Source organism: Parasphingomonas zepuensis (assembly GCF_036663735.1).
Taxonomy (GTDB): domain Bacteria; phylum Pseudomonadota; class Alphaproteobacteria; order Sphingomonadales; family Sphingomonadaceae; genus Sphingomonas.
The window spans coordinates 490,824-514,283 of the sequence record NZ_JAXOJO010000005.1; the positions used below are offsets into that span (position 1 = coordinate 490,824).

A 23,460-nucleotide genomic window follows, 5' to 3' on the forward strand; every position below is an offset into this window, starting at 1 on the left:
AGTCCACTTAGTCCACGCATGCCTCCAGATCAAGTCTTACCCACCACGCTCTCGGGCAGATCCTTGCCGAACACACGCTGATAATATTCAGCCACCAGCGCCCGTTCCGCCTCGTCGCACTTATTGAGGAAGCTGAGGCGGAAGGCGAAGCCGACATCGCCGAAGATCAGCGCGTTCTGCGCCCAGGTGATCACGGTGCGCGGGCTCATCACGGTAGAGATATCGCCGTTCATGAAGCCGCGGCGCGTGAGATCGGCGACGCGCACCATGTTGTCGACGACCTGCTTGCCCTCGGGCTTGTCATATTCGCCGGACTTGGCGAGCACGATCTGCGCCTCGACCGCGGCAGGCAGATAGTTGAGCGTAACGACGATGTTCCAGCGGTCCATCTGGCCCTGGTTGATCTGCTGCGTGCCGTGATACAGGCCGCTGGTGTCGCCGAGGCCCACCGTGTTGGCGGTGGCGAAGAGGCGGAACCAGGGGTTCGGGCGGATCACGCGATTCTGATCGAGCAGCGTCAGCTTGCCCTCGGTCTCCAGCACGCGCTGGATCACGAACATCACGTCCGGGCGGCCGGCATCATATTCGTCGAACACCAGGGCCGTCGGCGTCTGCAACGCCCAAGGGAGCAGGCCTTCGCGGAATTCAGTGACCTGCTGGCCGTCCTTGAGCACGATCGCATCGCGACCGACCAGATCGATGCGGCTGATATGCGCATCGAGGTTGATGCGGATGCACGGCCATTTGAGGCGCGCCGCGACCTGTTCGATATGAGTCGACTTGCCGGTGCCGTGATAGCCCTGGACCATCACGCGGCGGTTGTGCGCGAAGCCGGCGCAGATCGCGAGTGTGGTATCGGCATCGAACACATAGGCCGGATCGAGATCGGGCACCCGCTCGTCCGCCTCGCTGAAGGCCGGGACCTGCATGTCCGAATCGATGCCGAACAGGTCGCGGACGCCGATCAGCTTGTCGGGCGCGTCCATGATCGTGGTTTCGCGGCTGTCGGGCTGAGTGTTGGGGATGTCGGTCATTGTTACAATCCTGCGCGCCGGGGCGGTTTGGCCTCTCCGGTATCGTCTTGAAGCGATGGCCGCAACCAATGCGATGAGGCGATATGCGGCGCGCGGCCGATCAGGCGCTTTTTTCCGGTAGCGAGAACAGCCCGGCGAAGCGATCCGCGAGGGCCCTGTCGCCCGAAACGCGCAACGCGCCGGATGCTTCGAGCTCCTCGAGCGGCCGCTTGCCGTAGAAGACACGCAGCAGCGCGTTCGGCGCGGCTTCGAACACTGCGTCGGACCCGGCCAGATCGCCGCGCGCGACCGCGATCGCGCCATCCGCGACGCGCGCGACATAGGTTTCCGCCCCGAGCCGGAAGCCGATCGTCGCGACCAACCCGCCAAGCAGATCCGGCACGACCAGCATCTTGAGCGACAGCATCAGCGCGACCGACGAGAAGTTCAGGCTGGGATCATGCGCGGGCGAGCGCAGCGCCCAGCGGCCGAGCCCGAGCACGATCGGTTCGCATTCGGCGCCCCAGGGCGTGAGCTCGTAGACCTGAACGCTGGCCGGGGGCGGCAGCTTGCGCCGCGCGACGATGCCGGCGGCCTCAAGCCCCTCGAGCCGCTGAGTCAGCACATTGGCGCTGAGGCCGGGCAGCCCGGCGCGCAGTTCCCCGAAGCGGCGCGCGCCGAGCAGCAGCTCGCGCACGATCAGCAGCGACCAGCGCTCGCCTACCAGTTCCATCCCGAGCGCGGTGCCGCACGCATCGTCATACCAGCGCCTTTCCGGCTTTTTCGCTTCAGTTATTTTTTGTAACTCCATGGTTGTTTTTGATAACGGCGTGAGGCATCACCGTCAAACGGCGATTCGCTGGCCACGCAGAAGGACTCATGTCGGGGATGATCGTCGTGACCGCGCCGGGCGTCGAGCCCTTGAGCGTGTTTTGCGCGGTCGACGACCCGCCCACCGACGCCTGACCAACGGGCGCAATCCATAAGGAGAGAGACGATGAGTTATATCCAGGGCTTCGTGCTGGCGGTGCCGGCGGTGAACAAGCAGGCCTATATCGATCACGCCGCATCGGCGGTGCCGCTGTTCCGCGATTTCGGCATGACTCGCATGGTCGAGAATTGGGGCGACGAAGTGCCCGAGGGCAAGGTCACCGACTTCCGGCGCGCCGTGAAGGCCAAGGACGACGAGGTCGTGCTGTTCAGCTGGGTCGAGTGGCCATCCAAGGACGCTTATGCCGCCGGCATGCAGCAGATGATGGAAGATCCGCGCATGGGCGAAATGGGCGAGATGCCGTTCGACGGCAAGCGCATGATCTTCGGCGGCTTCGCGCCTTTGCTCGACGATGGCGGCGGCGCCGCGCCGGGCTATGTCGACGGCTATCTCGTGCCGGTCGCCGAGGGACGCAAGGATGCCTATCGCAGCCTGGCCAGCCTGGCATCGACCGTGTTCCGCGATCACGGCGCGACGCGGGTGGTAGAAGCCTGGGGCGACGACCTGCCGGACGGCACCGTCACGGATTACAAGGGCGCGGTGCAGGCGCAGGTCGACGAGAAGATCGTCTTTTCCTGGGTCGAATGGCCCGACAAGCCGACCCGCGACGCCGGCATGGCCAAAGTGATGCAGGACGAGCGCATGAAGCCGGACGGGGACATGCCGTTCGACGGCAAGCGCATGATCTATGGCGGCTTCGTTCCCGTGCTGGACGCCTGACGCCCCACCACACCCAACTCAAGGAGAGACGCGATGCCCAACCCCGAAGGCACCCCAATCTGGTACGAGTTGATGTCAGCCGATCCCGAGGCGTCCAAGGCGTTTTACGACGAAGTGATCGGCTGGACGGTGCAGGACAAGCCCGACGGTGAGATGGATTACCGCATGATCGACAGCGGCAATGAAGGCGCGTTCGTCGGCGGCGTATTCCACCTGACCGAGCAGATGACCGCAGGCGGCGCGAAGCCCGGCTGGCTCTTCTATATCGGCGTCGACGACGTCGATGCCTCGGTCGAGAAGATCAGGGCGGCGGGCGGTGGCGTGATGGTGCCTGCCTGGGACATCCCCAATGTCGGACGCGTCGCAATGGTCACCGATCCGCAGGGCATCCCCTTCTATGTGATGCGCGGGGCTTCAGACGGCGAGAGCACCGCATGGGACCGGATGGGCATGGGGAAGTGCAACTGGAACGAGCTGTCGACGCCCGACCAGGCGGGGGCCAACGCCTTTTACGCGACGGTGTTCGGCTGGACCTATCCCGACAAGATGCCAATGGGGCCGCTGGGCGATTACGTGTTCATCCAGGCGGGCGAGCAGACGATCGGCGCAACCATGCAGACGATCCCGCCCGGGCAGCCCAACGCCCAGCCCTCCGCCTGGCAATTCTATTTCCGCGCGCCCGACATCGAGGCGGCGGCTGCCAAGGTGACGGCGCAGGGCGGGACCGTCCATGCCGGGCCGATGGAAGTGCCGGGCGGCGACCGGATCATCGTCGCCAGCGACCCGCACGGCGTGATGTTCGGCGTGGTCGGGCCGGGCAACGCGTGAGACAATCCAGACGACCAAGGAGAGCGAAATGACCAGGATCACACCCTGCCTGTGGTTCGACGGACAAGCGGAACAGGCCGCCAATTTCTATGCCGAGACTTTCCCCGACAGCCATGTCGATGCGGTCCACCGGGCACCGCGCGATTACCCCAGCGGCAAGGCGGACGATGTCCTCACCGTCGATTTCACCGTGCTGGGGATGAAGTTCCTGGGCCTGAACGGTGGCCCGCATTTCCATCTCGACGAGGCGGTGTCCTTCATCGTCCATACCCGGGACCAGGAGGAGACCGATCGCTACTGGAGCGCGATCGTCGACAATGGCGGCGAGGAAAGTGCGTGCGGGTGGTGCAAGGACAGGTTCGGCCTGTCCTGGCAGATCACGCCTCAGCAGCTGCTCGACGCGATGACCAGCCCGGACCGCGAGGCGGCGGCGCGCGCGATGGGCGCGATGATGACGATGCGGAAAATCGACATCGCCACGATCGAGCGCGCGGTCGCAGGGGAAGTGGTGGCGTAAGCCAGGCTCCAGCCGGCTTCACGCAAATGCCGCAGCGCCCTTGAGCTGGGTATAAGCCGCGATCACGTCCTGCAGCGCCTTTTCGTGGCTGCGGTCGCCGCCGTTGCGGTCCGGGTGATAGCGGCGGACCAGTTCGGCGTAGCGCTGGCGCAGGCCGCGGCGATCGACGTCGGTCGGCAGGCCGAGAACCCGGAGCGAGCGGCGATCGGTGTCCGACAAGGGCCGGCCATCCTTGCGGGCGGTTTCCATCCGGCGCTGGAAGCGGGCGCCGATCGCGTCGAGGGGGTCGCTGAAATCGGCCCATTTGGGCGGGCGATCGGCCCCGCCGGCATGGGCGAAGGCACGGGTTTCGCGTTCCCAGCCGGCGAACGGGCGCTGCGCATCGTGAATCTCGTCGGCGCTCATGCCGTTGAAGAAATTGTAGCGCGCGTTGAACGCACGGACATGATCGAGGCAGAACCAGCGATAGGGTCGCGGCCCTTCATGGTCAGCGGGCGCGCCCTCTTCGGGCGGCGCGCGGAATTCGCCCGGGGCTTCGCAGCCCGGTTCAGCGCACAGCCGTCCAGTCCCTTCCACGCGACCGTGGAAGCGGGCATTGGGCCGATCCTTCTTTTCGCTATCCCGCGCCACGCGGCTCCCCGAATTCGACAAAGCGGCCTATATAGGCGCGATGACAAATCTCGCCACCGGCTCCGTCGCGTCCGAAATCGCGTCCCGTCTCACCGCCGCGCTCGATCCGACGCATCTGGAGGTGGTGAACGACAGCGGCCAGCATGCCGGCCATATGGGCGATGACGGCACGGGCGAATCGCATTTTACCGTGATCGTCGAAAGTGCGGCCTTTGCCGGGTTGAATCGCGTTCAGCGCCAGCGGCTGGTGAACCAGGCGCTCGCCGAGCTGTTATCCTCGCGCATCCATGCGCTCGCGATCCGGGCGCGCGCACCGGGAGAATGAGCATGGCCTATCGGCTCTGGTACTGGCCCTCGATCCAGGGGCGCGGCGAATTCGTGCGGCTGCCGCTCGAGGCAGCGGGCATCGCGTACCGCGATTGCGCGCGGGAGACCGACGAAGAGGCGCTGATGGCCAATATGGAGCGGCACGGCGACGCGGGTCCATTCGCCCCGCCCTATCTGGAGCTGGAAGGCGAGACGATCGCACAAGTCGCCAACATCCTGCTGTATCTGGGCGAACAGCATGACTTGGTGCCGGCCAAGCAGCGGCATTGGGTGAACCAGTTGCAGCTGACCATCGCCGATCTCGTCTCCGAGGTGCATAATGTGCATCACCCGGTGAGCATTTCCGACTATTATCGCGACCAGAAGCCCGAGGCTGCGCGGGCCGCCAAGACCATGCGCGAAGAGCGGATCCCGAAATTCCTCGAATATTTCGAGGCCGCCGCGAGCGCCCATACTGGCGACTGGCTGACCGGCGAGCGGTGGAGCTATGGCGATACGTCGCTGTTCCAGATCGTCGAGGGACTGCGCTACATGTTCCCCAGGCGGATGGCGGCAGTCGAAGGGGAGTATCCGGGGGTGATCGGCGTGCACGACAGGGTCGCCGAATTGCCGGGCATCGCGACCTATCTGACGAGCGAGCAACGCATCCCGCTCAACGAGGACGGCATCTTCCGCCATTATCCCGAGCTCGACGCGGCGTGAGCCTGGCCGAGCGCCCGGCGGCGCGCATTCTGCTGATGGATCCCGCGGGGCGGGTGCTGCTGTTCCGCTTCGTCGCCGCCGACCGGCCGCCCTTCTGGGCGACGCCGGGCGGCGCGGTCGATCCGGGCGAGAGCTATGAAGAGGCAGCGCGGCGCGAGCTGATCGAGGAGACGGGTATCCATGCCGAGCCCGGGCCCGAGATTTTCCAGCGGCTGGTCGAGTTCGTCACCCTGGAGGGCGTGCGGGTCACCGCCGACGAGCGCTATTTCCTGATCCGCACCGACTCGGCCGATATCGACACGGCGCGGCACACCGAGCTCGAACGCCGGGTGATGCAGCACTGGCAATGGTTTGACCGCGCGGCCATCGCCGCGCACGATGAACTGATCTATCCGGAGGACCTCGCGGAGATCCTCCTGGGCCTGGACGGAGCGCCTTCATGATCGACGATTTCGTGCTGCAGACCATCCTGCCAACCACGCATGACCTGGGCGGGTTCAAGGTGCACCGCACCCTCCCCTCACGCCCGCGCACGATGGTCGGGCCGTTCCTGTTCTTCGACCAGATGGGGCCGGCGCATCTCGAAGTGGGCACAGGCATCGACGTGCGACCGCATCCGCATATCAACCTCGCCACCGTCACTTATCTGTTCGAGGGCGCGATCGACCATCGCGACTCGCTCGGAACTTTCGCGACGATCGAGCCGGGTGCGGTGAATTTGATGACCGCCGGACACGGCATCGTCCATTCGGAGCGCTCGCCCGCAGGGCAGCGCGCGCAGGGACCCGATCTTTCCGGCATCCAGACCTGGATCGCCTTGCCCGAGGCGAACGAGGAGATGGACCCGGCGTTCGAGCATGTCGCCAAGGCCGATCTGCCGGTGATCGATACGCCAAACGCGCGCGCGCGGATCATCATGGGCAGCCTGTGGGGCGCGACCGCGCCGACCACGACCTATGCCGGAACGATCTATGCCGACATCGTACTCGATGCGGGCGGTGTGGTGCCGGTGGATGCCGATGCCGAAGAGCGCGCGGTGTATCTCGCGATCGGCGAGGCGAGTCTCGACGGCGTGCCGCTGGAACCGATGGTACTCTACGTGCTGAAGCCGGGGATCGCGACGTCGCTCACTTCATGCAGCGGCGGCCGGGTGATGCTGTGCGGCGGCGACGCCTTCACCACGCCACGCCATGTGTGGTGGAACTTCGTCTCGTCGAGCCGGGAGCGGATCAACCAGGCCAAGGACGACTGGAATGCCGGCCGGTTTCCGAAGGTGCCCGGGGACGAGAAGGAATTCATCCCGATCCCGGCCGTGCCGAAGACGGTGAGCTATCCGTAACCTTGTAGGGGATGGGATCACAAACGCCGTCGCCGGGGAATGCCCCACCCCACCCCAGTGCGGCGGCTCTTGGCCCTGTCCGGGGGACAGGGCTGCCGCCCCACTCCTGAAGGGGAGGGGCTTAAGGAGAGAGCCATGCCCGATGCTTTCGAGCTCCAACGTATCGACCTGCCCACCGGCGTAACCCTCGACGTCGCGGTCGCCGGCGATCCGGCGAACCCCGCGATCATCCTGCTGCACGGCTTTCCGGAATCCCACCGTACCTGGCGGCACCAGATTCCCGAACTGGCCAAAGACCATTTTGTGCTCGCGCCGGACCAGCGTGGGTTTGCACGGTCGTCGAAACCCGCCGACGTCAGCGACTATACCCCGGACAAGATGGTCGGCGACCTGATCGCGCTGGCCGACCATTTCGGGAGCGCGACCTTCACGCTGGTCGGTCATGACTGGGGTGGGGCGATCGCCTGGATGGCGGCGCTGGCCCGGCCCGACCGGATCGCGCGGCTGATCATCGTCAACGCGCCGCACCCCTTCGTCTTCCAGCGTAGCCTGTTCGACGATCTGGCCCAGCGCGAGGCCAGCCAATATATCACTGCCTTCCGCAATCCAGCGCTCGAACGCCATATCGAATCGATCGGCCTGCCCGCCTTTTTCGACGGCAGCTTCCTGCGCCACACCGATTTCGAGAAGGTCGCGGGCGAGAAGGCCGCCTATCTCGACGAATGGAGCCAGCCCGGCGCGATGACGGCGATGCTCAACTGGTATCGCGCGAGCAGGATCGTGGTGCCCGGGATGGACGAGACGCCCGAGCGCCCGGCGTTTCTGAGCGCGCCCTTCCCGCCGGTCACCCAGCCGACATTGGTGATCTGGGGTATGGACGACAAGGCGCTGCTGCCGAGCCAGCTTGACGGTCTCGATGCGCTGGTGCCCAATCTGACGCTGGTGAAGGTCGCGGCGGGGCATTTCGTGCCATGGGAAGCGCCCGAGGCAGTGACCGAGGCGATACGGGACTGGCTGACGCCCGGATAAGGTCAGGCGTCGAAGCTGATTTCGAGCGGCTGCACACCGTCGATCGTGGCCCGTACGACCTGGCCCGCGCGGATCGGCCCGACGCCCGCCGGCGTTCCCGTGAAGATGAGATCGCCGCCGCGCAGCTCGACGAAGGTCGACAGCGTCGCGATGATCTCGGCCACGTTCCAGATCATCTGATCAAGATCGCCGCGCTGGCGCATTTCGCCATCGACCGTCAGCGCGATCGCACCCCGCGCCGGGGGAACGCCCGGTGTGATAGGCCCAATCGGCGCCGACCGGTCGAAACCCTTGGCCATGTCCCAAGGCCGTCCGGCCTTTTTCGCTTCCGCCTGAAGATCGCGGCGCGTGAGATCGATGCCGACGGCATAGCCAAAGATCAGCCGCTCGGCCGCGTCGGGGGCGATGTCGCTTCCGCCGGCGCCCAGCGCCACCACCAGTTCGACCTCATGGTGCAGATCGGCAGTCCGGGTGGGGAATGGCAGCGCGCTGCCGTCGGGCACCACGGCGTCGCCGGGCTTGGCGAAGAAGAAGGGCGCCTGGCGCGTCGGATCGGAACCCATTTCCCGCGCGTGATCGGCGTAATTCTGGCCGACGCAGTAAATTCGCCGCACGGGAAACCGGTCGCTCGATCCGGCGATGGCGATGGTGGGACGGTCGACCTCTGGCAGGAGCATGGCGTTCCTTTCTCCGGGCGACTGCAGGCGCCCCCTACCCCGCCGCCTAGCCGCTCCACCGCGATCGCTGCAACCCGCCGGATATCAGTGCGACGCCGCCATCACTGGCGTGACGAGCCCAGCGCTGGCCAGTTCGCGCTCGGCCTGGGTGAAGCCGTAATCGGGTACGATCTCCCCTGCCCGATCGGATATCTCATCCCAGTGGCGAACGACCTGCTCGCCGGCATCCTGGCCGGCGCCGACATGGCGGCCCTGCGACAGGGTGATGCTGGCCCGCGCGAAATGGCCCGCACCGGCGCAGAGGATCGCCCGGGTCGGCGCATCGTCGGCAACCAGAGCGAGCAGCGCGGGGCTTACCAGGGCGGGATCGAGCAGGTCGAGGCTGGTATCGGACAGCACGCCATGAGTCATCTGCGTTGCTGCGGTCGGCGCGAGGCAGTTGACGCGGATGCCGTATTTCTCGCCTTCGATCGCGAGCGTCTGCATCAGGCCGACCAGCGCCATCTTGGCGGCGCCGTAATTGGCCTGGCCGAAATTGCCGTAGAGCCCGGACGAGGACGTCGTCATCACGATTCGCCCGAAGCGCTGATCGCGCATGATCTCCCACACTGCCTTGGTGCAGACCGCGGCACCCATCAGGTGGACGTCGACCACCAGGCGGAAATCGTCGAGGCTCATCTTCGTGAAGCTCTTGTCGCGCAGGATGCCGGCATTGTTGACCAGGATGTCGACCCGGCTCCAGCGATCCATGGTGCGGGCGACCATTGCCGCGACGCCGGCCTCGTCAGTGACCGATGCGGTTATGGCAAGCGCCTCACCGCCGGCCGCCACGATCTCCGCCGCGACACGATCGGCCGCTTCCTGGCCGAGATCGTTGACGACGACCCGGGCGCCGTGGCGCGCGAGAAACAGCGCGTGCTGCCGGCCCAGCCCGCCCCCGGCGCCGGTGACGATCCCGACGCGTCCATTGAGTGACATGTGATGCTCCTCCCTTTTTGGACCTGACGGTCTAATTGCAGATTTCTTCACTCTCAAGCTAGTTAATATCTTTTGCACTTCCCGACCTGGAAGAAGCCGGTCATCGACGTCCTGCGCCTCTCGCTAAACCGGCTTCGCGCGGGACCGGCATACGCCGAGGAAACCCGCCGCCATGAAGCTGGCCATGCGTTCCTTCACGGCCACGAAATCCTCGGACTTGCACAGGCCCCCGGAAAGCTTGTCGATGCGCCCGGTGCGCGCGAGGGTCAGCATCAGCGCGCCGGTGACGAAGTGATAGCCCCAGAAAATGTCTTCCCGCGAGGACTCGGGCAGGGCCCGTTCGAGCAGGGCGATCAGCCGCAGAACGACCGGATCGAAATGTTCGTCCATCAGCTCGGCACCCCATTCGGGGGCGTTGGCCACCTGCGCGCCGAGCGCGGCGTAATTCTTCCAGCCTTCCCCGCCCTCGATATAGAGATCGAGATCGGTATCGAGGAACGCGCGCAACGCCCCCTCGACCGTCGGGCTGCCCCCGGTCGCGGCTTCATATTCGTCGAGCGCCTTCATCCGGCGTTCGCTGGTGACCACCGCACGGCGGGCGAACACCGCATCGAACAGCTTCTTCTTGTCCTCGAAATAATAGTTCAACAGCGTGTGGTGGACGCCGACCCGCCGCGCCACGTCCTTCAGCGTCACGCCGTAAAGCCCGTGCTTCGAGAACAGATATTCGGCCGCGTCGAGGATCTGTTCCATCATGTCGGCGCGCTGTTCGGCCTTGGTGGAGCGTCGCCGCGGTTTGACGTCTTCGGACACTAACAGCCTTTCGCTCGCCCCTTCGGTCGCATCGAGCAAATCCTGCACCTGCTCAACCGCCATATTCGGATCGCAGACGCATCTTGTCGATCTTGCCGGTGGACGCCAGTGGCATCTGCGCGAGACGGACGACCGCGTCCGGGATCCACCATGGCGCGACCTTCCCGCGCAGCGGCTCCAGCAGGGCCTCGTCGCTGATCGGCTGCGCCTCGCGCATCTCGACCAGGAGGATCGGGCGTTCACCCCATTTGGGATCAGATCGCCCGATCACGGCCGCAAGCGAGACTTGCGGCAACGCGCCGACCACTGCCTCGATCTCGGCCGGGTTGATCCATTCGCCGCCGGACTTGATGAGATCCTTCGCGCGGCCAGTGATGACAAGATTGCCCTGCCCGTCGATCCGCGCCAGATCGCCGGTCGGGAACCAGCCATCGGCATCCGTCGCCGCTTCGTCCTGGCCGAAATAGCGATCGATCACCGCCGCGCCGCGCACGCGCAAATGGCCTTCGACATCGCGCTGGCGCGGCAACGCCGTGCCTGCCGCGTCCGTCAGCAGCAGATCGACGCCCACCGCCGGACGCCCAGCCAGCGCGGCCGAGCGCGCCGGATCGGCCGGCGGCGAAACCGTGCCGGAGGGCGAAAGCTCGGTCATGCCCCAGCTCGTCTGTACCGTCACGCCCAGGCGGCGCTCGATCCGTTCCATCAGCGCGGGGGCCAGCGGCGCGCCGCCCATGATGATCCGCTCGAGCGTCGGCAGCTCGCCGCCACTGGCCTCGAGATGCTCGACCAGGCCGAGCCAAACGGTCGGGACGCCGACTGCGATCGTCACAGCTTCGGCGGCGATCAGCCGGGCGAGGCTGGCGCCATCGGCGTGCCGCCCGGGCAGCACCAGTTTTCCCCCCACTGCGGGCAGGGCAAAGGGCAGGCCCCAGGCATTGGCATGGAACATCGGCACCACCACGAGCACGCTATCCTTGCCGGAGATCGCCATCACATCGGCCTGCAGAAGGCGCAGCGTGTGGAGGAAGCTCGATCGATGCGTATAGGTGACGCCCTTGGGCGCGCCGGTAGTGCCGGAGGTGAAGCACAGTCCCGACGGCGTCGTCTCGGCGAAATCGCCCCAGACGACACTGCCCCGCGCCGTGGCGATCAGCGGTTCCAGCGCCGAGACGACCGCCGTACCGGAGGGCTGATCGACCTGGTCGTCCGGCTCGTCGATGATCAGCAGGCGGCCGATCGTTGGCACCCGCTCCAGGATCTCGCGCGCCAGCGGCGCCAGATCGGCGCTGACGACGAGGATGCGGACCTCCGATTGTGCCACCATCGCGGCGAGTCGGGTCGCGGTCAGGCGTGGATTCAGCGTGTGGCAGACCGCACCCATGCCCATGATCGCGTACCAGACCTCGACATGGGCCTGACTGTTCCAGGCCAGGGTCGCGACGCGATCCCCCGGACGGACGCCCAGCTCGCGGAGCACCACCGACACGCGCTGGCTGCGCTCCCGCAAGGCCGCATAGCCGATCCGGTCGATCCGGCCGTCGTCGCGCGCGGTGACGACTTCGGCCTGTGGATGCCATTTGGCGGCGTGATCGAGGAACTTGTCGAGCGTCAGATCGAACGGCTGCATTTCTCCGTCGATCATTTGCAGCCCGCCGCCTTTGCCAGCACCGGGGAGACAACGCCGGTATTCCAGTTCCAGGGCTGGTCGCCTGCCGCGTAGCGACGGCAAACCGTTGCTTCGTGCAGCGCGAACATGCCCGGAAAGAGCTTCTTGCCCGGCACGGGCGCCTGGGCGAAGGCCATGTAGTTCGCATCCTTGCCGTATGGCAGCCAGGCGGGCTGGCCCTTGGCGACAGGATCGCCGGTCGTGGCGAACGTCGCCCAATAGCTCATCATCGCATCGGACAGGCGGCGTTCGGCCAGCGTATCGGGCACTTTCGGCCAATAAGGCGGCGTCTGGCCGGCCGTGCCGAAGACATAGGGCAGTTCCGAGGCATGGAACGCGTGCAGCCCGTTATCGTCCGCCGCCGGATAGCCGTGATCGAACAGATAGAGATAGCCGCGCTGGCCGATCGCGGTCTGGCCGATCGCCAGGCGCGTCGAGGTCCAGCCGTACAGCGCGTCGCGGGTATTGGCGAGCATGCTCTCGTCGATCCTCCCCGATGGATAGAGCCCGAGATAATAGTCGGCGAGATCGCCATAACTCTTACGGATCGCCGCCTCATAAGCGGCAGCATTCGTCGGCGCCGGTGGCAGCAGGATGCGCAGCGACCGGATCTCGCCGCTGTTGAAGCCGGCAAGGATCGGGACAGGCGCCTGCTCGCCGCGATTCCAGGTGTCGATGAGCTGGCGCGTCAGCACCTTGCCGTCGACGGCGCCCCACGGACCGTAGCCCTTGGCAGCAGCCGAATCAGTGAGCTTCTCCGCATCCATCGCCCGCAGCGCCGACAGATCGGCGGCACCCAGCGCCGTCATGATCTGAGTTCCGGCAGCCTCGGCGGAAGGCATGCCGTGCGCCGTCTGTTTCAGCTCGGGCGTCGAGATCATATAGGCGCTTTCAGCGATCGCCTTGTGGAACAGCCCGCGCGCGCGGGGCGAGGCCATCAGGTACATGACGCTGAGCCCGCCGGCCGATTCGCCCGCGATCGTCACGTTGCCGGCATCCCCGCCGAATGCGTCGATGTTGCGCTTCACCCAGCCGAGCGCAGCGATCTGATCGAGCAGGCCGTAATTGCCGGAGATCGCATCGGACGATTCAGCGCTGAGCGCCGGATGCGCGAGATAGCCGAGCACGCCGAGCCGGTAATTGATCGAGACGACGATCACGCCCTTCCCCGCCATGCGCGCGCCGTCATAGGTCGCCTCATGGCTGTAGCCGCTGACCAGCGCACCGCCATGAATCCAGAGGAAGACCGGCAGGTTCTTCGCATCCTTCGGCGCCCAGATGTTGAGCGTCAGGCAGTCCTCGCTCATCTTCGCGGGCGGATTGGTGTAGATGCCGATCGCTTTGGCGTGCAGCTGGACACAGGCTGGGCCGAAGTCGGTTGCCTTGCGCACCCCTTGCCAGGCCGGAAGCGCGACTGGCGCCTTCCAGCGCATCGCCCCCACCGGCGGCTGGGCATAGGGGATGCTCTTGAAGACGCGGACGTCGCCCTGGACGCTGCCCTGTACGGTTCCCGCCGGCGCATCGACCACGGACGACTGAGCGAGTGCCGGTCCGGCGGCGAACAGGAAGGCCGCGAGCGCGGCAATGTAAATTGGTTTCATGCGGGAATCTCGATGGAATTGCGGCTCTCGCGACGCAGGATCCGCGCGAGCCAGAGGAAGAGCGCGATCGCGATCAGATAGAAGGGTGTCAGCGTGTACAGCGCCGATTGCAGATATTGCGCATGGCCATGCGCCTTGAACCAGTCGCTCGCCTGGCCGACCCAGGTCGGCCCGAGCCCCAATCCGATGAAGTTCATTACCAGCAGCAGCAGCGCGCCCGCGAGCACGCGCTGATTGGGCTTCACTTCATCCTGCACCAGCGCCACCGACGCCGAGAGATAGAAATAGTTGAACATCATCACCACCGCCAGCAGCGCCAGCGCGAGCGGCCAGGTCGGCGCCCAGATGAAGGCGAGATAGAAGGGCATCGCCACCGCGAGCGAGAGTGCCGGCGCGATGGCATAGCCGGCGCGCGATTTGCGCGTCATGCGATCGATCACCCGGCCGGAAATGACCATTCCACCGCCCATGCCAAGCACCAGCACCAGCGCGTACCAGACCGCGACTTCGCTCAGCACCATGCCCTTGTCGCGCATCAGGAACAGCACCGCGAAATTGCCAAGGCCATAGGTGACGAACTGAGTCGCGCCGCTTCCCAGCGCCGCCAGCATCAGCACCGGATGCGAAAAGAACATCCGCAAGGTGGGCCAGAACGCGGCCTTGTCGGTGCCGTCGCTTGCGCGGACCGAATCGGTCGCGCCGCGTTCGGGCTCGCGGACCAGTATCCGCACCAGCAGCGCGGTGACGATGCCGATGATGCCAATGATGATGAATGGCATGCGCCAGTCGAACCGCTCAGCGATCGCCGCGCCGAAGGCGACACCGATGGCGGCGCCGATCGCCGGCCCGAGATTGAAGATACCGAGCGCCGCGGCGCGCTTGCCGGGAGGATAGCTGTCCGTGATGATCGCATAGGACGGCGGCACGCCGCCGGCTTCACCGAAACCTACAGCCATGCGCGCAACCACGAGCTGCGTGTAATTCCCTGCCATACCGCAGGCGATCGTCGCGCCGCTCCAGATCGCGCAGGCGAGTGACAGGACGTTGACGCGATTGGTGCGGTCAGCGAGCCAGCCGACCGGAATGGCGATGAAGCAATAAAACATCGCGAAATACAGGCCGCCGATCAGGCCGAGCTGGCCATCGCTCACGTGCAGCGCGTCCTGAATCGGCTTGGCAAGGATGCCGATCAGCTGCCGATCGAGAAAGTTCAGCACATAAACGAAGGTGAGCACGAAGAGCATCACCCCCGGGCGCGCCCCTCCGGCCCGGGGGGAGCTAGCGTCAGCCGGCTCCGTGGCGCCAATCGCAGGAACGGAACCGGCCGCCACCGATCAGAGCCCGTAGCCGAGGCGGATGCCCACGGTACGCGGCCGCAAGGTACCGAAGCGGCTGACGAAAAATGCCTCGGGATGGATGTAGACGACCGAATGATCGTCGAACACGTTTTCGACATAGAGCTGCGCCGAGATGTCTCCGCGCTTGAGCCCCAGGGTCAGGTTGGTGTTCACATATTCGTCGGTCTCCCCGAAGGTCGCCAGCCGCACGGTCGGCGCACCCGGGGTGTTCGGGAAGGAGCTGTTGTACGACCCGACATATTGGGCGTTGACCGCCAGGTTCGCCTTGGTCTCATTGCCGAGATCGAAGCCATAGGACGCGTAGATCGCGCCCTGAAGCCGGGGTGCGGAGAGCCGATGACCGAGCACGGCGCCGGAGATGGCGGCTTCGGTCGGGCTGAGCTTAGTAATCTTCGAATCGTTGTACGCGGCGTTCAGGCCCAGAAAGACGCCCTTGGCGGGGATGATGCCCATCTCGACTTCGAAGCCCTTGCTCCGTGCTCCACCGATATTGGTGGCGAACTGCACCGAATCCGATACGCGATTGGCCTGTGCCTGGATATTGTTCCAGTCGATCTGATAGGCAGCGACGTTGATCGTCACCTGGCCGTTGAGGAACCGTCCCTTCGCCCCGATCTCATAGCTCTTCAAGTCGTCCGAAGACGCGCCGTTGGGAATGATGATGTCGTTGGGGTTGGTCAGGCTGGGGCGGCCTGCGAACGCGTTGACGATCGGGGCGCGGAAGCCGGTTGAGAAGGTCGCATAGGTCGTCACCGAGTCGGTCGGCTTGAAGCTGGCGCTTGCCTTCCATGAGGGCTTGGATCCGGATGCCTTGACGCCGGTGACGGCAGCGTACGGCGTCAACTGAGTGAAGGCGACCGGCAGATAGGCTCCGGTCGGCCCGCGGAGACCGGCCAATGCTGCCGACAGATAGTTGAGATTGAGGAAGCTCGGTGCGGTGGCGAGATATCCTCCCGCTTCGGTGAAGCCCTGCGCCGATATGCGGCCGTAGCGCATCCCGCCAGTCAGCCAGAACTTGGGCGAGAAGCGATAGGTCAGCTCGCCGAACCCGGCGAGTTCCTCGCTGATCTGGTGCGTGTACTGCTTCTGGTAGTATTGGTCGGGAAGCCCGGTCATGTTCCTTGCCGCCAGAAATTCGGGGTTGGAGCGGTAGAAATAATCCACGTCGCGGCGGCGGTTGAGATAGAAGCCGCCCAGCACGAACTGGAACGGGCCGTCGAGCGACGAGACCAGCCGGGTCTCCTGCACAAACACCTTGTCATAGGCATTGGCGTCGAGGCCGAAGGCAATCGGCGCGCCGGCAAAGGATCCGGGCGCGAAGGTGCCCGCCAGATCGACCCAGAAGCGCTGGTCGAACTTCGAATAGGTCGATGAACTGGTCAGCTTGGCGAAATCGAACTCATAGTCGAGCGTCCCGTTGAGCACGGTCTGCTTGCCGGTAAAGCGATCCGGCTGATCCGAAACCCGCTTTTCGCGACCGAGCGAAGGGCTGGTCAGCGAGGAATCCTTCGGATTGCTGTTCTCGTAGGAACCGAGCAGCTTGATCGAGAGACGATCGGTCGGCCGCCACAGCGCGACGAGGCGCCCGCCCCAATCGACCAGCGTGTTCGAATTGTGGACACCCGTCCCGACATTGTCGAGATAGCCCTCCTCGTGACGATAGAAGCCGACGCCGCGGACCGCGAGCTTTTCGGATATGATCGGGACGTTGACCATCACATTATAGCGCTGGCGCAGCGAATCCGACCCGGTGAGGCCGATATCGGCGAGCCCCGAGACGTCGAAGTCGTAAAGATTCGGGCTTTTGGTCAGGATGCGCATCGCGCCCGACAGCGAGCCGGATCCGAACAACGTGCCCTGCGGCCCACGCAGGAACTCCACGCGCTCGACATCGAACAGATTGGGATCGACCACGGTGGTATTGCCGATCGTCGAAACCGGCAGCTCATCGATATAGACCGCGACCGAGCTCTGCAGATTGGCGTTGTAGCCGTTCGTGGCGATGCCGCGCGCCGTGAAATTGTTGAAGTTCTGGGTCGGGCGATTGAGCACCACGCCCGGCGTCTCGCGGGCGATGCCTTCGAAACCGACGATGCCCTTTTCGGTCAACTGCTCCTGAGAGAAGGCGGAGATGCTGAGCGGCACATCCTGGATGCGCTCGTTGCGGCGGGTGGCAGTGACGATGATGTCGTTGCCGAGCGCATCGGTCTCACCCTGACGGGGGGAATCGGATGTCGGTGCACTGTCCTGGGCGACCGGCGCGGCGTCCTGCGCGTACGCCGAGGGAATGACGGCCAAGGCGGCGGCAGCGGCCGATGCAAGAAGGATTGCCCTCATATTCTCTCTCCCACGAGGCCGCTCGTGAGTGGCGGCTTCTTGAGATCAAACTGCAACCGGAATGAGGCGATGTCAACACTCACTATCGTGCGTGTGAATATTGTTACCGATCGTGCAAGCCGCCGACGGCAACGGGCCTTTGCGTGAACGATTTTTCCTTGCAAGGAGCGCGGGCGGCGCCGGATCGGCTGGCGATGCGCGCTGCGAGGGAGCAGGTGGTTGGAAATCGTTTCGGTCGTGCTGATCCTGTTGCTGGCAGTGGTCATCAGCGCAGCAATCTCCCGCATGCTGCCGGTGTCGATTCCAGCCCCGATCGTCCAGATCGCGCTCGGCGCGGTGATCGGGCTGGCCGCGAACGTCCGCGTCGAGCTCGATCCGGAACTCTTCCTACTGCTTTTCCTGCCGCCGCTGCTGTTCCTGGATGGCTGGCGCATCCCGAAGGACGAGCTTCTCAAGGACGCCTCCACCGTCGTCGAGCTCGCGCTCGGCCTTGTCCTGCTGACGGTGGTCGGCATGGGCTTCTTCATCGACTGGCTGATCCCGGCGATGCCGCTGGCGGTCGCCTTTGCGGTGGCGGCCGTCGTCTCCCCGACCGACCCGATCGCCGTTTCGGCCATCGCCGCGCGCGTGCCGATTCCCAAGCGGATGATGCACATCCTGGAGGGCGAATCGCTGCTCAACGACGCGTCTGGCCTGGTCTGTCTGCGCTTCGCCATCGCCGCCGCGCTGACTGGCAGCTTCTCGCTGGCGGATGCGGCACTGAACTTCGCCTGGGTAGCGATCGGCGGTCTGATCACCGGCGTGGTGGTGACGCTCGCCGTCACCCGGGCAAAGGCGTGGGTCACGGCACGCTTCGGCGAGGAGACGGGCTCGCAGATCCTGATCAGCCTGCTGATCCCCTTCGCTTCCTATTTGGCGGCCGAGCATCTCCACTGTTCGGGCATCCTCGCCGCGGTCAGCGCCGGTGTGACGATGAGTTTCGCCGAGATCTCCCGTCAGGCGCTGGCGGTGACTCGCATGCGGCGCAATTCAGTGTGGGACACGATTCAGTTCGCGCTCAACGGCATCATCTTCGTCTTGCTCGGCGAGCAGCTACCGGCGATCCTGGCGGGAGCACGTGAGACGGTGAAGCTCACTGGCCACGCGAATCCATGGTGGCTGGGCATCTATGTGCTGGCGATCGCGGGCGGACTGGGCGCACTGCGCTTCGCCTGGGTGTGGGCTTCGTTCCGCCTCACCCTGTTCCGGCGCCGCGCCGAGATTCCCTTTCGGCACCCCGACTGGCGGCTGGTGGCGGCGATGTCGTTCGCAGGCGTGCGCGGCACCATCACTTTGGCGGGCGTGCTGACGATCCCGATGGCGCTGGGTGACGGATCGCCCTTCCCGGCCCGCGACCTGGCGATCTTCCTGGCGGCTGGGGTGATCCTGTTCTCGCTGATCGCCGCAAGCCTGGGTCTGCCGCTGCTGCTGAAGGGACTGACGATGCCTGCCGAGCCGTCGAAACAGGCCGAGGAAGACCGCGCCCGAGTCGCCGCCGCAGAGGCAGCAATCCGCGCGATCGAGCAGAAGCAGCATGCGCTGGCAGAGGGCCGCAACGATGCCGACGTCTTTGCCACCGCCGGCGGCCGCATCATGGACCTGTACCGCGAACGGATCGAAAGCCGCAGCTACCAGGGCAAGGAAGCCCGCGAAGCGCGGCGGAACGACCTGATCGAGCGCGACCTGCGGCTCGCCGGGTTGCAGGCGGAGCGGGACGAGATCTTCCGCCTGGCGCGCGACCGCGAGGTCGGCAGCGAAACGGCGCAGAAGCTGGTCCGCGAACTCGACCTGCTGGAAGTGCGCTACAAGGCCTGAACCGTACGCCGATCCACTTGGTGCGAATCCCACAGTCGGATACGATACTCCAAAGGAGTCGCGTCATGACCGATCGCGCAAAGGACATACCGGGCGAGCGGACGGAAGAGCGCCGCCGCGAACATGTCGAGGAACTGATCGACGAAGCGCTGGAGGAAAGCTTTCCCGCCAGCGACCCGCCGTCGATCGCCGTGCCGTCGCCGCGGCCGGAATGACACGGGCCGGCGCCTTCCCGCTCGCGCGGGAGGCCACCGGCTTTCCGATCAGAAGGTCTTCTTGAGCGTCACCGACCAGGTCCGCGGCAGACCCGGTGCACCGGAAATGGTCTTCGGGCTGGCATATTGCTCGTACAGCGACATGAAATAATATTTGCCGAACAGGTTCTGCACCTCAAGCGACACGGACCAGTCATTCTCCGGCGCCGTCCAGCTCAACCGGGCATTGCCGAGGAAATAGCCGTCGATCCGGTTGGAGGCGACCAGTGTGGGCAGTGGACCGCCCGCCTGGGTGGGCACCACGACTGAATCATAGTTGATCGCCTCGGTATAGATGTGGCTCTGATAGGAGCCGTCGAAGCGCCCCGAGAGCTTGCCGCCCAGCACATCCTGGATGTCGTACTGGATGCCGCCGCTCCATTTCCATGTCGGGGTGAACGGCGTGACCATATCGAGCGTGATACCGCCCAGCGCGACCGTATCGGCGGTGAACTTGGTGTATTTGAAGTCGAGATAGCTCAGCGCCCCGTCGAGCGTGAGGCCGGGGACCGGGCGGATGAACGTCTCGACCTCGAAGCCCTTGACGTGTGCCGCGCCGACATTGTTCGGCTGGAGGCACGGCGAGATCGGGCAGGCCGACAAAGTGAGGATGATATCCTTGTAATCATTGTAGAAGGCCGAAACGTTCAGCCGCAGCTTGCGGTCGAACAGATCGGCCTTGAACCCGCCCTCATAAGCCGTCAGCGTTTCCGGTTTGAAGCTCTTGACCTGATTGTTCGGGCTCGACGGGCCGAAGAACGGCCGCGGATTGACGCCGCCCGCGCGGTAGCCGGTCGCCACCTGCGCATAAACCATCAGTTCGGGCGAGAACCGGTAATCGGCCGCAACGCGCCAGTCGAACCGGCTCGACTTGAAACCGGCCGCCACGTTGTTGAGACCGACCAGCAGGCAGTTCGGCGCATTGCCGATACCGGTCGGGCCGGCCGTCGGCGCGCCGAGGAAAAAGGCGCAGACGCCCGGCACCGTGAGATCCGGATTGCGGCGGAAGAAGACATAATCCTTCTTGTCCCAGGAGGCGCGGACACCGCCGGTGAGGTTGAAGGCATCCGTCACGTGCCAGGTGGCATTGCCGAACAGCGCCTTGTTCGAGGCCGGCGTCGGATCCGGTCCGTGCAGGAAATCGATGCCGGCATAATTCAGATCGACCCGCGCCATCAGCGTGCCGTCGCGCTTGAAATAGAAGCCGCCCAGCGTGAAATCGATCGCGCCGTTCAGCGCCTTGCCGTTCAGCCGCAATTCCTGGCTGAACTGGTCGTTCTCCAGCCGCTGGTTGAGCTGCTGGTTGGCGATCGGCGTATTGTCGACGTCCTGTGCCCAGTCGGAGATATAATGGCGCCAGGCAGTGATCGACTTGAGCTGGAAATCGTCGCTCAGTTCGACGTCGACCGTGCCGAACACGCCGTAATTGTCGAGATCCTGGTGCGGATCGAGCGCGAGCGGCTTGAACGGCGCCTGGCTGGTCGCGGGCGTCCGGTCGAGGAACGTCGCATAGCTTACATAGCGCCGGTCATAGCCGGTCAGCGTGTCGCAGGAATTGCGACCGTTGGGCACGAACATGCAATTTTGCGGAATGACGCCGCCGGTCGAATTGGGCAGCCAGGGCTGGCCATCGGCGTTCACCGCCGGGTTGTTCGCATACAGCAGAACCGAAGCGCCGGCATCCGAACGATCGCGGGTATAATCGCCCGCGACATTGATATCGATGGTCGCGGTCGGCTGCCAGCGCAGCGACAGCCGGGCGGCGGCATAGGATGTGCCGCCCAACGTCCCCAGAAGCGGATTGCTGCCCTGCGCATTGGTGGGGATATCGACGCTCGGATGAGTCAGCTTGTAATCGAGCCGCTTGATATAGCCGTCGCGGTTCTTGGTGACGCCCGAGACGCGGGCGAACAGCGTGTCGGTGATCTTGAAATCGGCCGTGCCGCGCACGTCGATCCGGTTGAATGAACCATAAGTGGCCTGGACCGATCCATGGCCGTCCCCCTGCGGCTTGGTCGAGAACAGCTTGATCGCGCCGCCGATCGCATTGCGGCCGGACAGCGTGCCCTGCGGACCGCGCAACACCTCGACCCGGTCGAGATCCATCAGATCGAGCAGCGATCCGGTCAGCGTCGGGATATAGACGTCGTCGACATAGATGCCGACGCCGGGCTCAAGCGCGAAGTTGAAATCGGTCTGGCCGACGCCGCGGATGAACGCGATCAGGCCTGAACCGTTTTGCTGGCCCTGCGGCGCAAGGGTGACGTTCGGCGCCTGCGCGGCGACATCGGCGACGCTGGTCTGGCCGCGCGACTCGAGCATCGCGGCGTTCACCGCCGTGATCGCGAGCGGAATGTCCTGGAGGCGCTGTTCGCGGAACTGCGCGGTCACCACGATTTCGGGCGACGCCTGGTCCTGCGTGTCTTCCGCGGCTGTTGGTGTTTCCTGCGCAACGGCAGGATGTGCGGCCGCGATCGCTGACAGGGCAGCGAATGCGAGCACGCGCGATATCTTCGGCATGCCTTCCCCTCCATTTTTCCCCCGACCTTTTTAACGGCCGTTACGGTCATATTATCACAGATTAACCGTTACGCAACGTGGTGGTCGCGCGGATACATTCACAAGCGATTGTATTTTGGAAAGTGCCGGAGTGACGTTTCGGGTGGCTCAGACCGAGATTTTAGCCCCTTCCGGCAAGGCGATTCCGACCCGATCGCGTTCGGGCAGGCCGACATTGATCCATGCGGCATGAGCGTGCGACGTCGCCACCGTCTGCCACGCTCCGTCGCCGGGCCAGCTGCGCACGCGGACCACCTGATGCGCCAGTGCGCGATCCGGCTCCATCATAACCCAGCCGAGCGGGCGTTCGGCCGTGGCGCGCGCGCCTGCGGCCTTCATCGCGACCCTGATCCGCTCGGCCACCGGCTCGGGGAGATATTGCCAGACCACCGAATGCATCAGCACCCGCGTCGTCCCGGCCGCCTGGGGTTCGGCGAGGCGAGCCTCCATCCAATCCGCGGCATCGGCTTGTTCGAGCCGGACCGGGCGCTCGCGCAGCATGGAGATCGCAGCCGCGAGGCGCGCCGCGCGGTCTGGCTTCTCGGCCCAGACATAAGCGGCGAGCCGCGCTGCCGCGGCCGGATCCGTCGCGTCTATGATCTTGATGTCACAGCCGCGAGTGCTGACGATCTCGATCGGTACGACCGGCGGAGGCGGCCCCTGCCATTCGGGCACGATCGTGACCGGAGACGAAGCCGGGCCGACCAGGGTGCCGCCGAGATCGAAGCAGTACCGATCGATCATCAGGTTCAGGCCGGCGCTCGATCCGATTTCGAGCAGCTCGATTCGCGGACCGTGGCGCCGCGCGATCTCGAGCAGACCGGTCATCAGTGCCGCCGAACGCCCGGGCTCATTGGTCTGGGGCGGACCGTCGAGCCAGGGCAGCAGCGCGGCATCATGCTCGACAAGGACTCGGGCCAGTTCAGCCTGCACCGCATCGGGATCGGACACCGCGCCGTCGAAAACCGCGGCGAGCCCGGCATCCTGGCCGGCGAGGACCAGCGCGTGCAATCCCCCGACGAGTCGCAGCGGAACAGCGTCGCGCGTCGGCTCGCCCGGCCAATCGAGCAGCGCTGCGCCAACCCTGCTGTCCCGGTCTAGTCCCCGCGCCAGCGCGGCGCAGATCCGCGCATAGACCGGCGCGTCCATCGCCTTGCAATAATGTTCCTGGATCAAAAATGCGCCGCGGACATTCTGCTCGTTCATAGGGCCTCCGTGCCGCGTCTGTTGCGCCCGCGAGGGGCCGCAAGTAAAGCCCCGCTCACTC

At 65.3% G+C, this 23,460-nt stretch carries 22 protein-coding genes and 1 pseudogene; 11 read left to right on the plus strand and 12 right to left on the minus strand.

The window, feature by feature from the left end; genetic code table 11:
• Positions 1-29: 29 nt before the first annotated feature.
• Positions 30-1,034 carry a cobaltochelatase subunit CobS gene (cobS, locus tag U1769_RS20230; RefSeq protein ID WP_332719664.1) on the minus strand — a complete coding sequence of 335 codons (1,005 nt, stop codon included), beginning with the start codon at positions 1,032-1,034 and terminating at the stop codon, positions 30-32.
• Between the two features lie 100 nt (positions 1,035-1,134).
• Positions 1,135-1,824, minus strand: coding sequence for a winged helix-turn-helix transcriptional regulator (locus U1769_RS20235; protein WP_332719666.1), 690 nt, complete (start codon positions 1,822-1,824; stop codon positions 1,135-1,137).
• 186 nt (positions 1,825-2,010) lie between these two features.
• On the opposite strand from U1769_RS20235, the pseudogene U1769_RS20240 reads away from it, so the two are divergent.
• From U1769_RS20240 to U1769_RS20255, 4 genes and pseudogenes are all read left to right on the plus strand, one after another.
• Positions 2,011-2,304 (plus strand): annotated as a pseudogene (locus U1769_RS20240) (DUF1428 domain-containing protein); the annotation flags it as partial.
• 18 nt (positions 2,305-2,322) lie between these two features.
• Positions 2,323-2,724 carry a DUF1428 domain-containing protein gene (locus U1769_RS20245; protein WP_443030434.1) on the plus strand — a complete coding sequence of 134 codons (402 nt, stop codon included), beginning with the start codon at positions 2,323-2,325 and terminating at the stop codon, positions 2,722-2,724.
• 33 nt (positions 2,725-2,757) lie between these two features.
• Entirely contained in the window at positions 2,758-3,552 is a 795-nt protein-coding gene (locus U1769_RS20250; protein WP_332719667.1) for a VOC family protein, read from the plus strand.
• 28 nt (positions 3,553-3,580) lie between these two features.
• The gene (locus U1769_RS20255) at positions 3,581-4,069 is read left to right on the plus strand and encodes a VOC family protein (RefSeq protein WP_332719669.1); all 489 of its coding nucleotides are present in this window, start codon (positions 3,581-3,583) and stop codon (positions 4,067-4,069) included.
• 18 nt (positions 4,070-4,087) lie between these two features.
• Here U1769_RS20255 and U1769_RS20260 read toward each other — a convergent pair whose 3' ends face one another.
• Positions 4,088-4,699 (minus strand): J domain-containing protein, encoded by a 612-nt coding sequence (locus U1769_RS20260; RefSeq protein ID WP_332719854.1) that lies wholly within the window; start codon positions 4,697-4,699, stop codon positions 4,088-4,090.
• A 40-nt stretch (positions 4,700-4,739) separates the two neighbouring features.
• Between U1769_RS20260 and U1769_RS20265 the strand changes: the two genes are divergently transcribed.
• The 5 genes from U1769_RS20265 (at position 4,740) to U1769_RS20285 (ending at position 8,096) form a co-directional block, all read left to right on the plus strand.
• A complete protein-coding gene (locus U1769_RS20265) occupies positions 4,740-5,024 on the plus strand; it encodes a BolA family protein (RefSeq protein ID WP_332719671.1) in 285 nt (94 codons plus the stop codon).
• A gap of 2 nt (positions 5,025-5,026) precedes the next feature.
• Positions 5,027-5,728, plus strand: coding sequence for a glutathione S-transferase (locus U1769_RS20270; protein WP_332719675.1), 702 nt, complete (start codon positions 5,027-5,029; stop codon positions 5,726-5,728).
• Complete coding sequence (locus tag U1769_RS20275) at positions 5,725-6,171, plus strand: NUDIX hydrolase (RefSeq protein ID WP_332719677.1); 447 nt, start codon at positions 5,725-5,727, stop codon at positions 6,169-6,171. The genes U1769_RS20270 and U1769_RS20275 overlap by 4 nt, the downstream gene beginning before the upstream one ends.
• Entirely contained in the window at positions 6,168-7,067 is a 900-nt protein-coding gene (locus tag U1769_RS20280; RefSeq protein WP_332719679.1) for a pirin family protein, read from the plus strand. Before U1769_RS20275 ends, U1769_RS20280 begins: the two co-directional genes overlap by 4 nt.
• A gap of 135 nt (positions 7,068-7,202) precedes the next feature.
• Positions 7,203-8,096, plus strand: a complete 894-nt coding sequence (locus U1769_RS20285) for an alpha/beta fold hydrolase (protein WP_332719681.1) — start codon at positions 7,203-7,205, stop codon at positions 8,094-8,096.
• A 2-nt stretch (positions 8,097-8,098) separates the two neighbouring features.
• Here U1769_RS20285 and U1769_RS20290 read toward each other — a convergent pair whose 3' ends face one another.
• From U1769_RS20290 to U1769_RS20320, 7 genes are all read right to left on the minus strand, one after another.
• The gene (locus tag U1769_RS20290; protein WP_332719683.1) at positions 8,099-8,773 is read right to left on the minus strand and encodes a fumarylacetoacetate hydrolase family protein; all 675 of its coding nucleotides are present in this window, start codon (positions 8,771-8,773) and stop codon (positions 8,099-8,101) included.
• An 84-nt stretch (positions 8,774-8,857) separates the two neighbouring features.
• Positions 8,858-9,751, minus strand: coding sequence for an SDR family NAD(P)-dependent oxidoreductase (locus U1769_RS20295; protein ID WP_332719685.1), 894 nt, complete (start codon positions 9,749-9,751; stop codon positions 8,858-8,860).
• A 123-nt stretch (positions 9,752-9,874) separates the two neighbouring features.
• Positions 9,875-10,627, minus strand: a complete 753-nt coding sequence (locus U1769_RS20300; RefSeq protein WP_332719688.1) for a TetR/AcrR family transcriptional regulator — start codon at positions 10,625-10,627, stop codon at positions 9,875-9,877.
• A complete protein-coding gene (locus tag U1769_RS20305) occupies positions 10,617-12,206 on the minus strand; it encodes an AMP-binding protein (RefSeq protein WP_332719691.1) in 1,590 nt (529 codons plus the stop codon). Before U1769_RS20305 ends, U1769_RS20300 begins: the two co-directional genes overlap by 11 nt.
• Positions 12,203-13,831, minus strand: coding sequence for a carboxylesterase/lipase family protein (locus U1769_RS20310; protein WP_332719693.1), 1,629 nt, complete (start codon positions 13,829-13,831; stop codon positions 12,203-12,205). The genes U1769_RS20305 and U1769_RS20310 overlap by 4 nt, the downstream gene beginning before the upstream one ends.
• Entirely contained in the window at positions 13,828-15,075 is a 1,248-nt protein-coding gene (locus U1769_RS20315) for a spinster family MFS transporter (protein ID WP_332719695.1), read from the minus strand. Before U1769_RS20315 ends, U1769_RS20310 begins: the two co-directional genes overlap by 4 nt.
• A gap of 90 nt (positions 15,076-15,165) precedes the next feature.
• Complete coding sequence (locus tag U1769_RS20320; protein ID WP_332719697.1) at positions 15,166-17,526, minus strand: TonB-dependent receptor; 2,361 nt, start codon at positions 17,524-17,526, stop codon at positions 15,166-15,168.
• A 219-nt stretch (positions 17,527-17,745) separates the two neighbouring features.
• On the opposite strand from U1769_RS20320, the gene U1769_RS20325 reads away from it, so the two are divergent.
• Both U1769_RS20325 and U1769_RS20330 read left to right on the plus strand, forming a co-directional pair.
• Complete coding sequence (locus U1769_RS20325) at positions 17,746-19,380, plus strand: Na+/H+ antiporter (protein ID WP_332719699.1); 1,635 nt, start codon at positions 17,746-17,748, stop codon at positions 19,378-19,380.
• Between the two features lie 65 nt (positions 19,381-19,445).
• Positions 19,446-19,595 (plus strand): hypothetical protein, encoded by a 150-nt coding sequence (locus U1769_RS20330; protein ID WP_332719701.1) that lies wholly within the window; start codon positions 19,446-19,448, stop codon positions 19,593-19,595.
• Between the two features lie 48 nt (positions 19,596-19,643).
• Here the strand turns inward: U1769_RS20330 and U1769_RS20335 are convergent, their stop codons facing one another.
• The gene (locus U1769_RS20335) at positions 19,644-22,154 is read right to left on the minus strand and encodes a TonB-dependent receptor (protein WP_332719703.1); all 2,511 of its coding nucleotides are present in this window, start codon (positions 22,152-22,154) and stop codon (positions 19,644-19,646) included.
• Positions 22,155-22,301: 147 nt separating this feature from the next.
• A complete protein-coding gene (locus U1769_RS20340) occupies positions 22,302-23,399 on the minus strand; it encodes a DUF2332 domain-containing protein (RefSeq protein WP_332719705.1) in 1,098 nt (365 codons plus the stop codon).
• Between the last annotated feature and the right edge of the window lie 61 nt (positions 23,400-23,460).

Bases quoted from the DNA above. Each gene is read 5' to 3' on its own strand.
- U1769_RS20295 (WP_332719685.1), bottom strand. From the start codon at position 9,751: ATGTCACTCAATGGACGCGTCGGGATCGTCACCGGCGCCGGGGGCGGG.
- U1769_RS20270 (WP_332719675.1), top strand. From the start codon at position 5,027: ATGGCCTATCGGCTCTGGTACTGGCCCTCGATCCAGGGGCGCGGCGAA.
- U1769_RS20340 (WP_332719705.1), bottom strand. From the start codon at position 23,399: ATGAACGAGCAGAATGTCCGCGGCGCATTTTTGATCCAGGAACATTAT.
- U1769_RS20265 (WP_332719671.1), top strand. From the start codon at position 4,740: ATGACAAATCTCGCCACCGGCTCCGTCGCGTCCGAAATCGCGTCCCGT.
- U1769_RS20335 (WP_332719703.1), bottom strand. From the start codon at position 22,154: ATGCCGAAGATATCGCGCGTGCTCGCATTCGCTGCCCTGTCAGCGATC.
- U1769_RS20320 (WP_332719697.1), bottom strand. From the start codon at position 17,526: ATGAGGGCAATCCTTCTTGCATCGGCCGCTGCCGCCGCCTTGGCCGTC.
- cobS (WP_332719664.1), bottom strand. From the start codon at position 1,034: ATGACCGACATCCCCAACACTCAGCCCGACAGCCGCGAAACCACGATC.
- U1769_RS20290 (WP_332719683.1), bottom strand. From the start codon at position 8,773: ATGCTCCTGCCAGAGGTCGACCGTCCCACCATCGCCATCGCCGGATCG.
- U1769_RS20285 (WP_332719681.1), top strand. From the start codon at position 7,203: ATGCCCGATGCTTTCGAGCTCCAACGTATCGACCTGCCCACCGGCGTA.
- U1769_RS20310 (WP_332719693.1), bottom strand. From the start codon at position 13,831: ATGAAACCAATTTACATTGCCGCGCTCGCGGCCTTCCTGTTCGCCGCC.
- U1769_RS20280 (WP_332719679.1), top strand. From the start codon at position 6,168: ATGATCGACGATTTCGTGCTGCAGACCATCCTGCCAACCACGCATGAC.
- U1769_RS20305 (WP_332719691.1), bottom strand. From the start codon at position 12,206: ATGATCGACGGAGAAATGCAGCCGTTCGATCTGACGCTCGACAAGTTC.
- U1769_RS20255 (WP_332719669.1), top strand. From the start codon at position 3,581: ATGACCAGGATCACACCCTGCCTGTGGTTCGACGGACAAGCGGAACAG.
- U1769_RS20315 (WP_332719695.1), bottom strand. From the start codon at position 15,075: ATGCTCTTCGTGCTCACCTTCGTTTATGTGCTGAACTTTCTCGATCGG.
- U1769_RS20250 (WP_332719667.1), top strand. From the start codon at position 2,758: ATGCCCAACCCCGAAGGCACCCCAATCTGGTACGAGTTGATGTCAGCC.
- U1769_RS20235 (WP_332719666.1), bottom strand. From the start codon at position 1,824: ATGGAGTTACAAAAAATAACTGAAGCGAAAAAGCCGGAAAGGCGCTGG.
- U1769_RS20330 (WP_332719701.1), top strand. From the start codon at position 19,446: ATGACCGATCGCGCAAAGGACATACCGGGCGAGCGGACGGAAGAGCGC.
- U1769_RS20300 (WP_332719688.1), bottom strand. From the start codon at position 10,627: ATGGCGGTTGAGCAGGTGCAGGATTTGCTCGATGCGACCGAAGGGGCG.
- U1769_RS20245 (WP_443030434.1), top strand. From the start codon at position 2,323: ATGATCTTCGGCGGCTTCGCGCCTTTGCTCGACGATGGCGGCGGCGCC.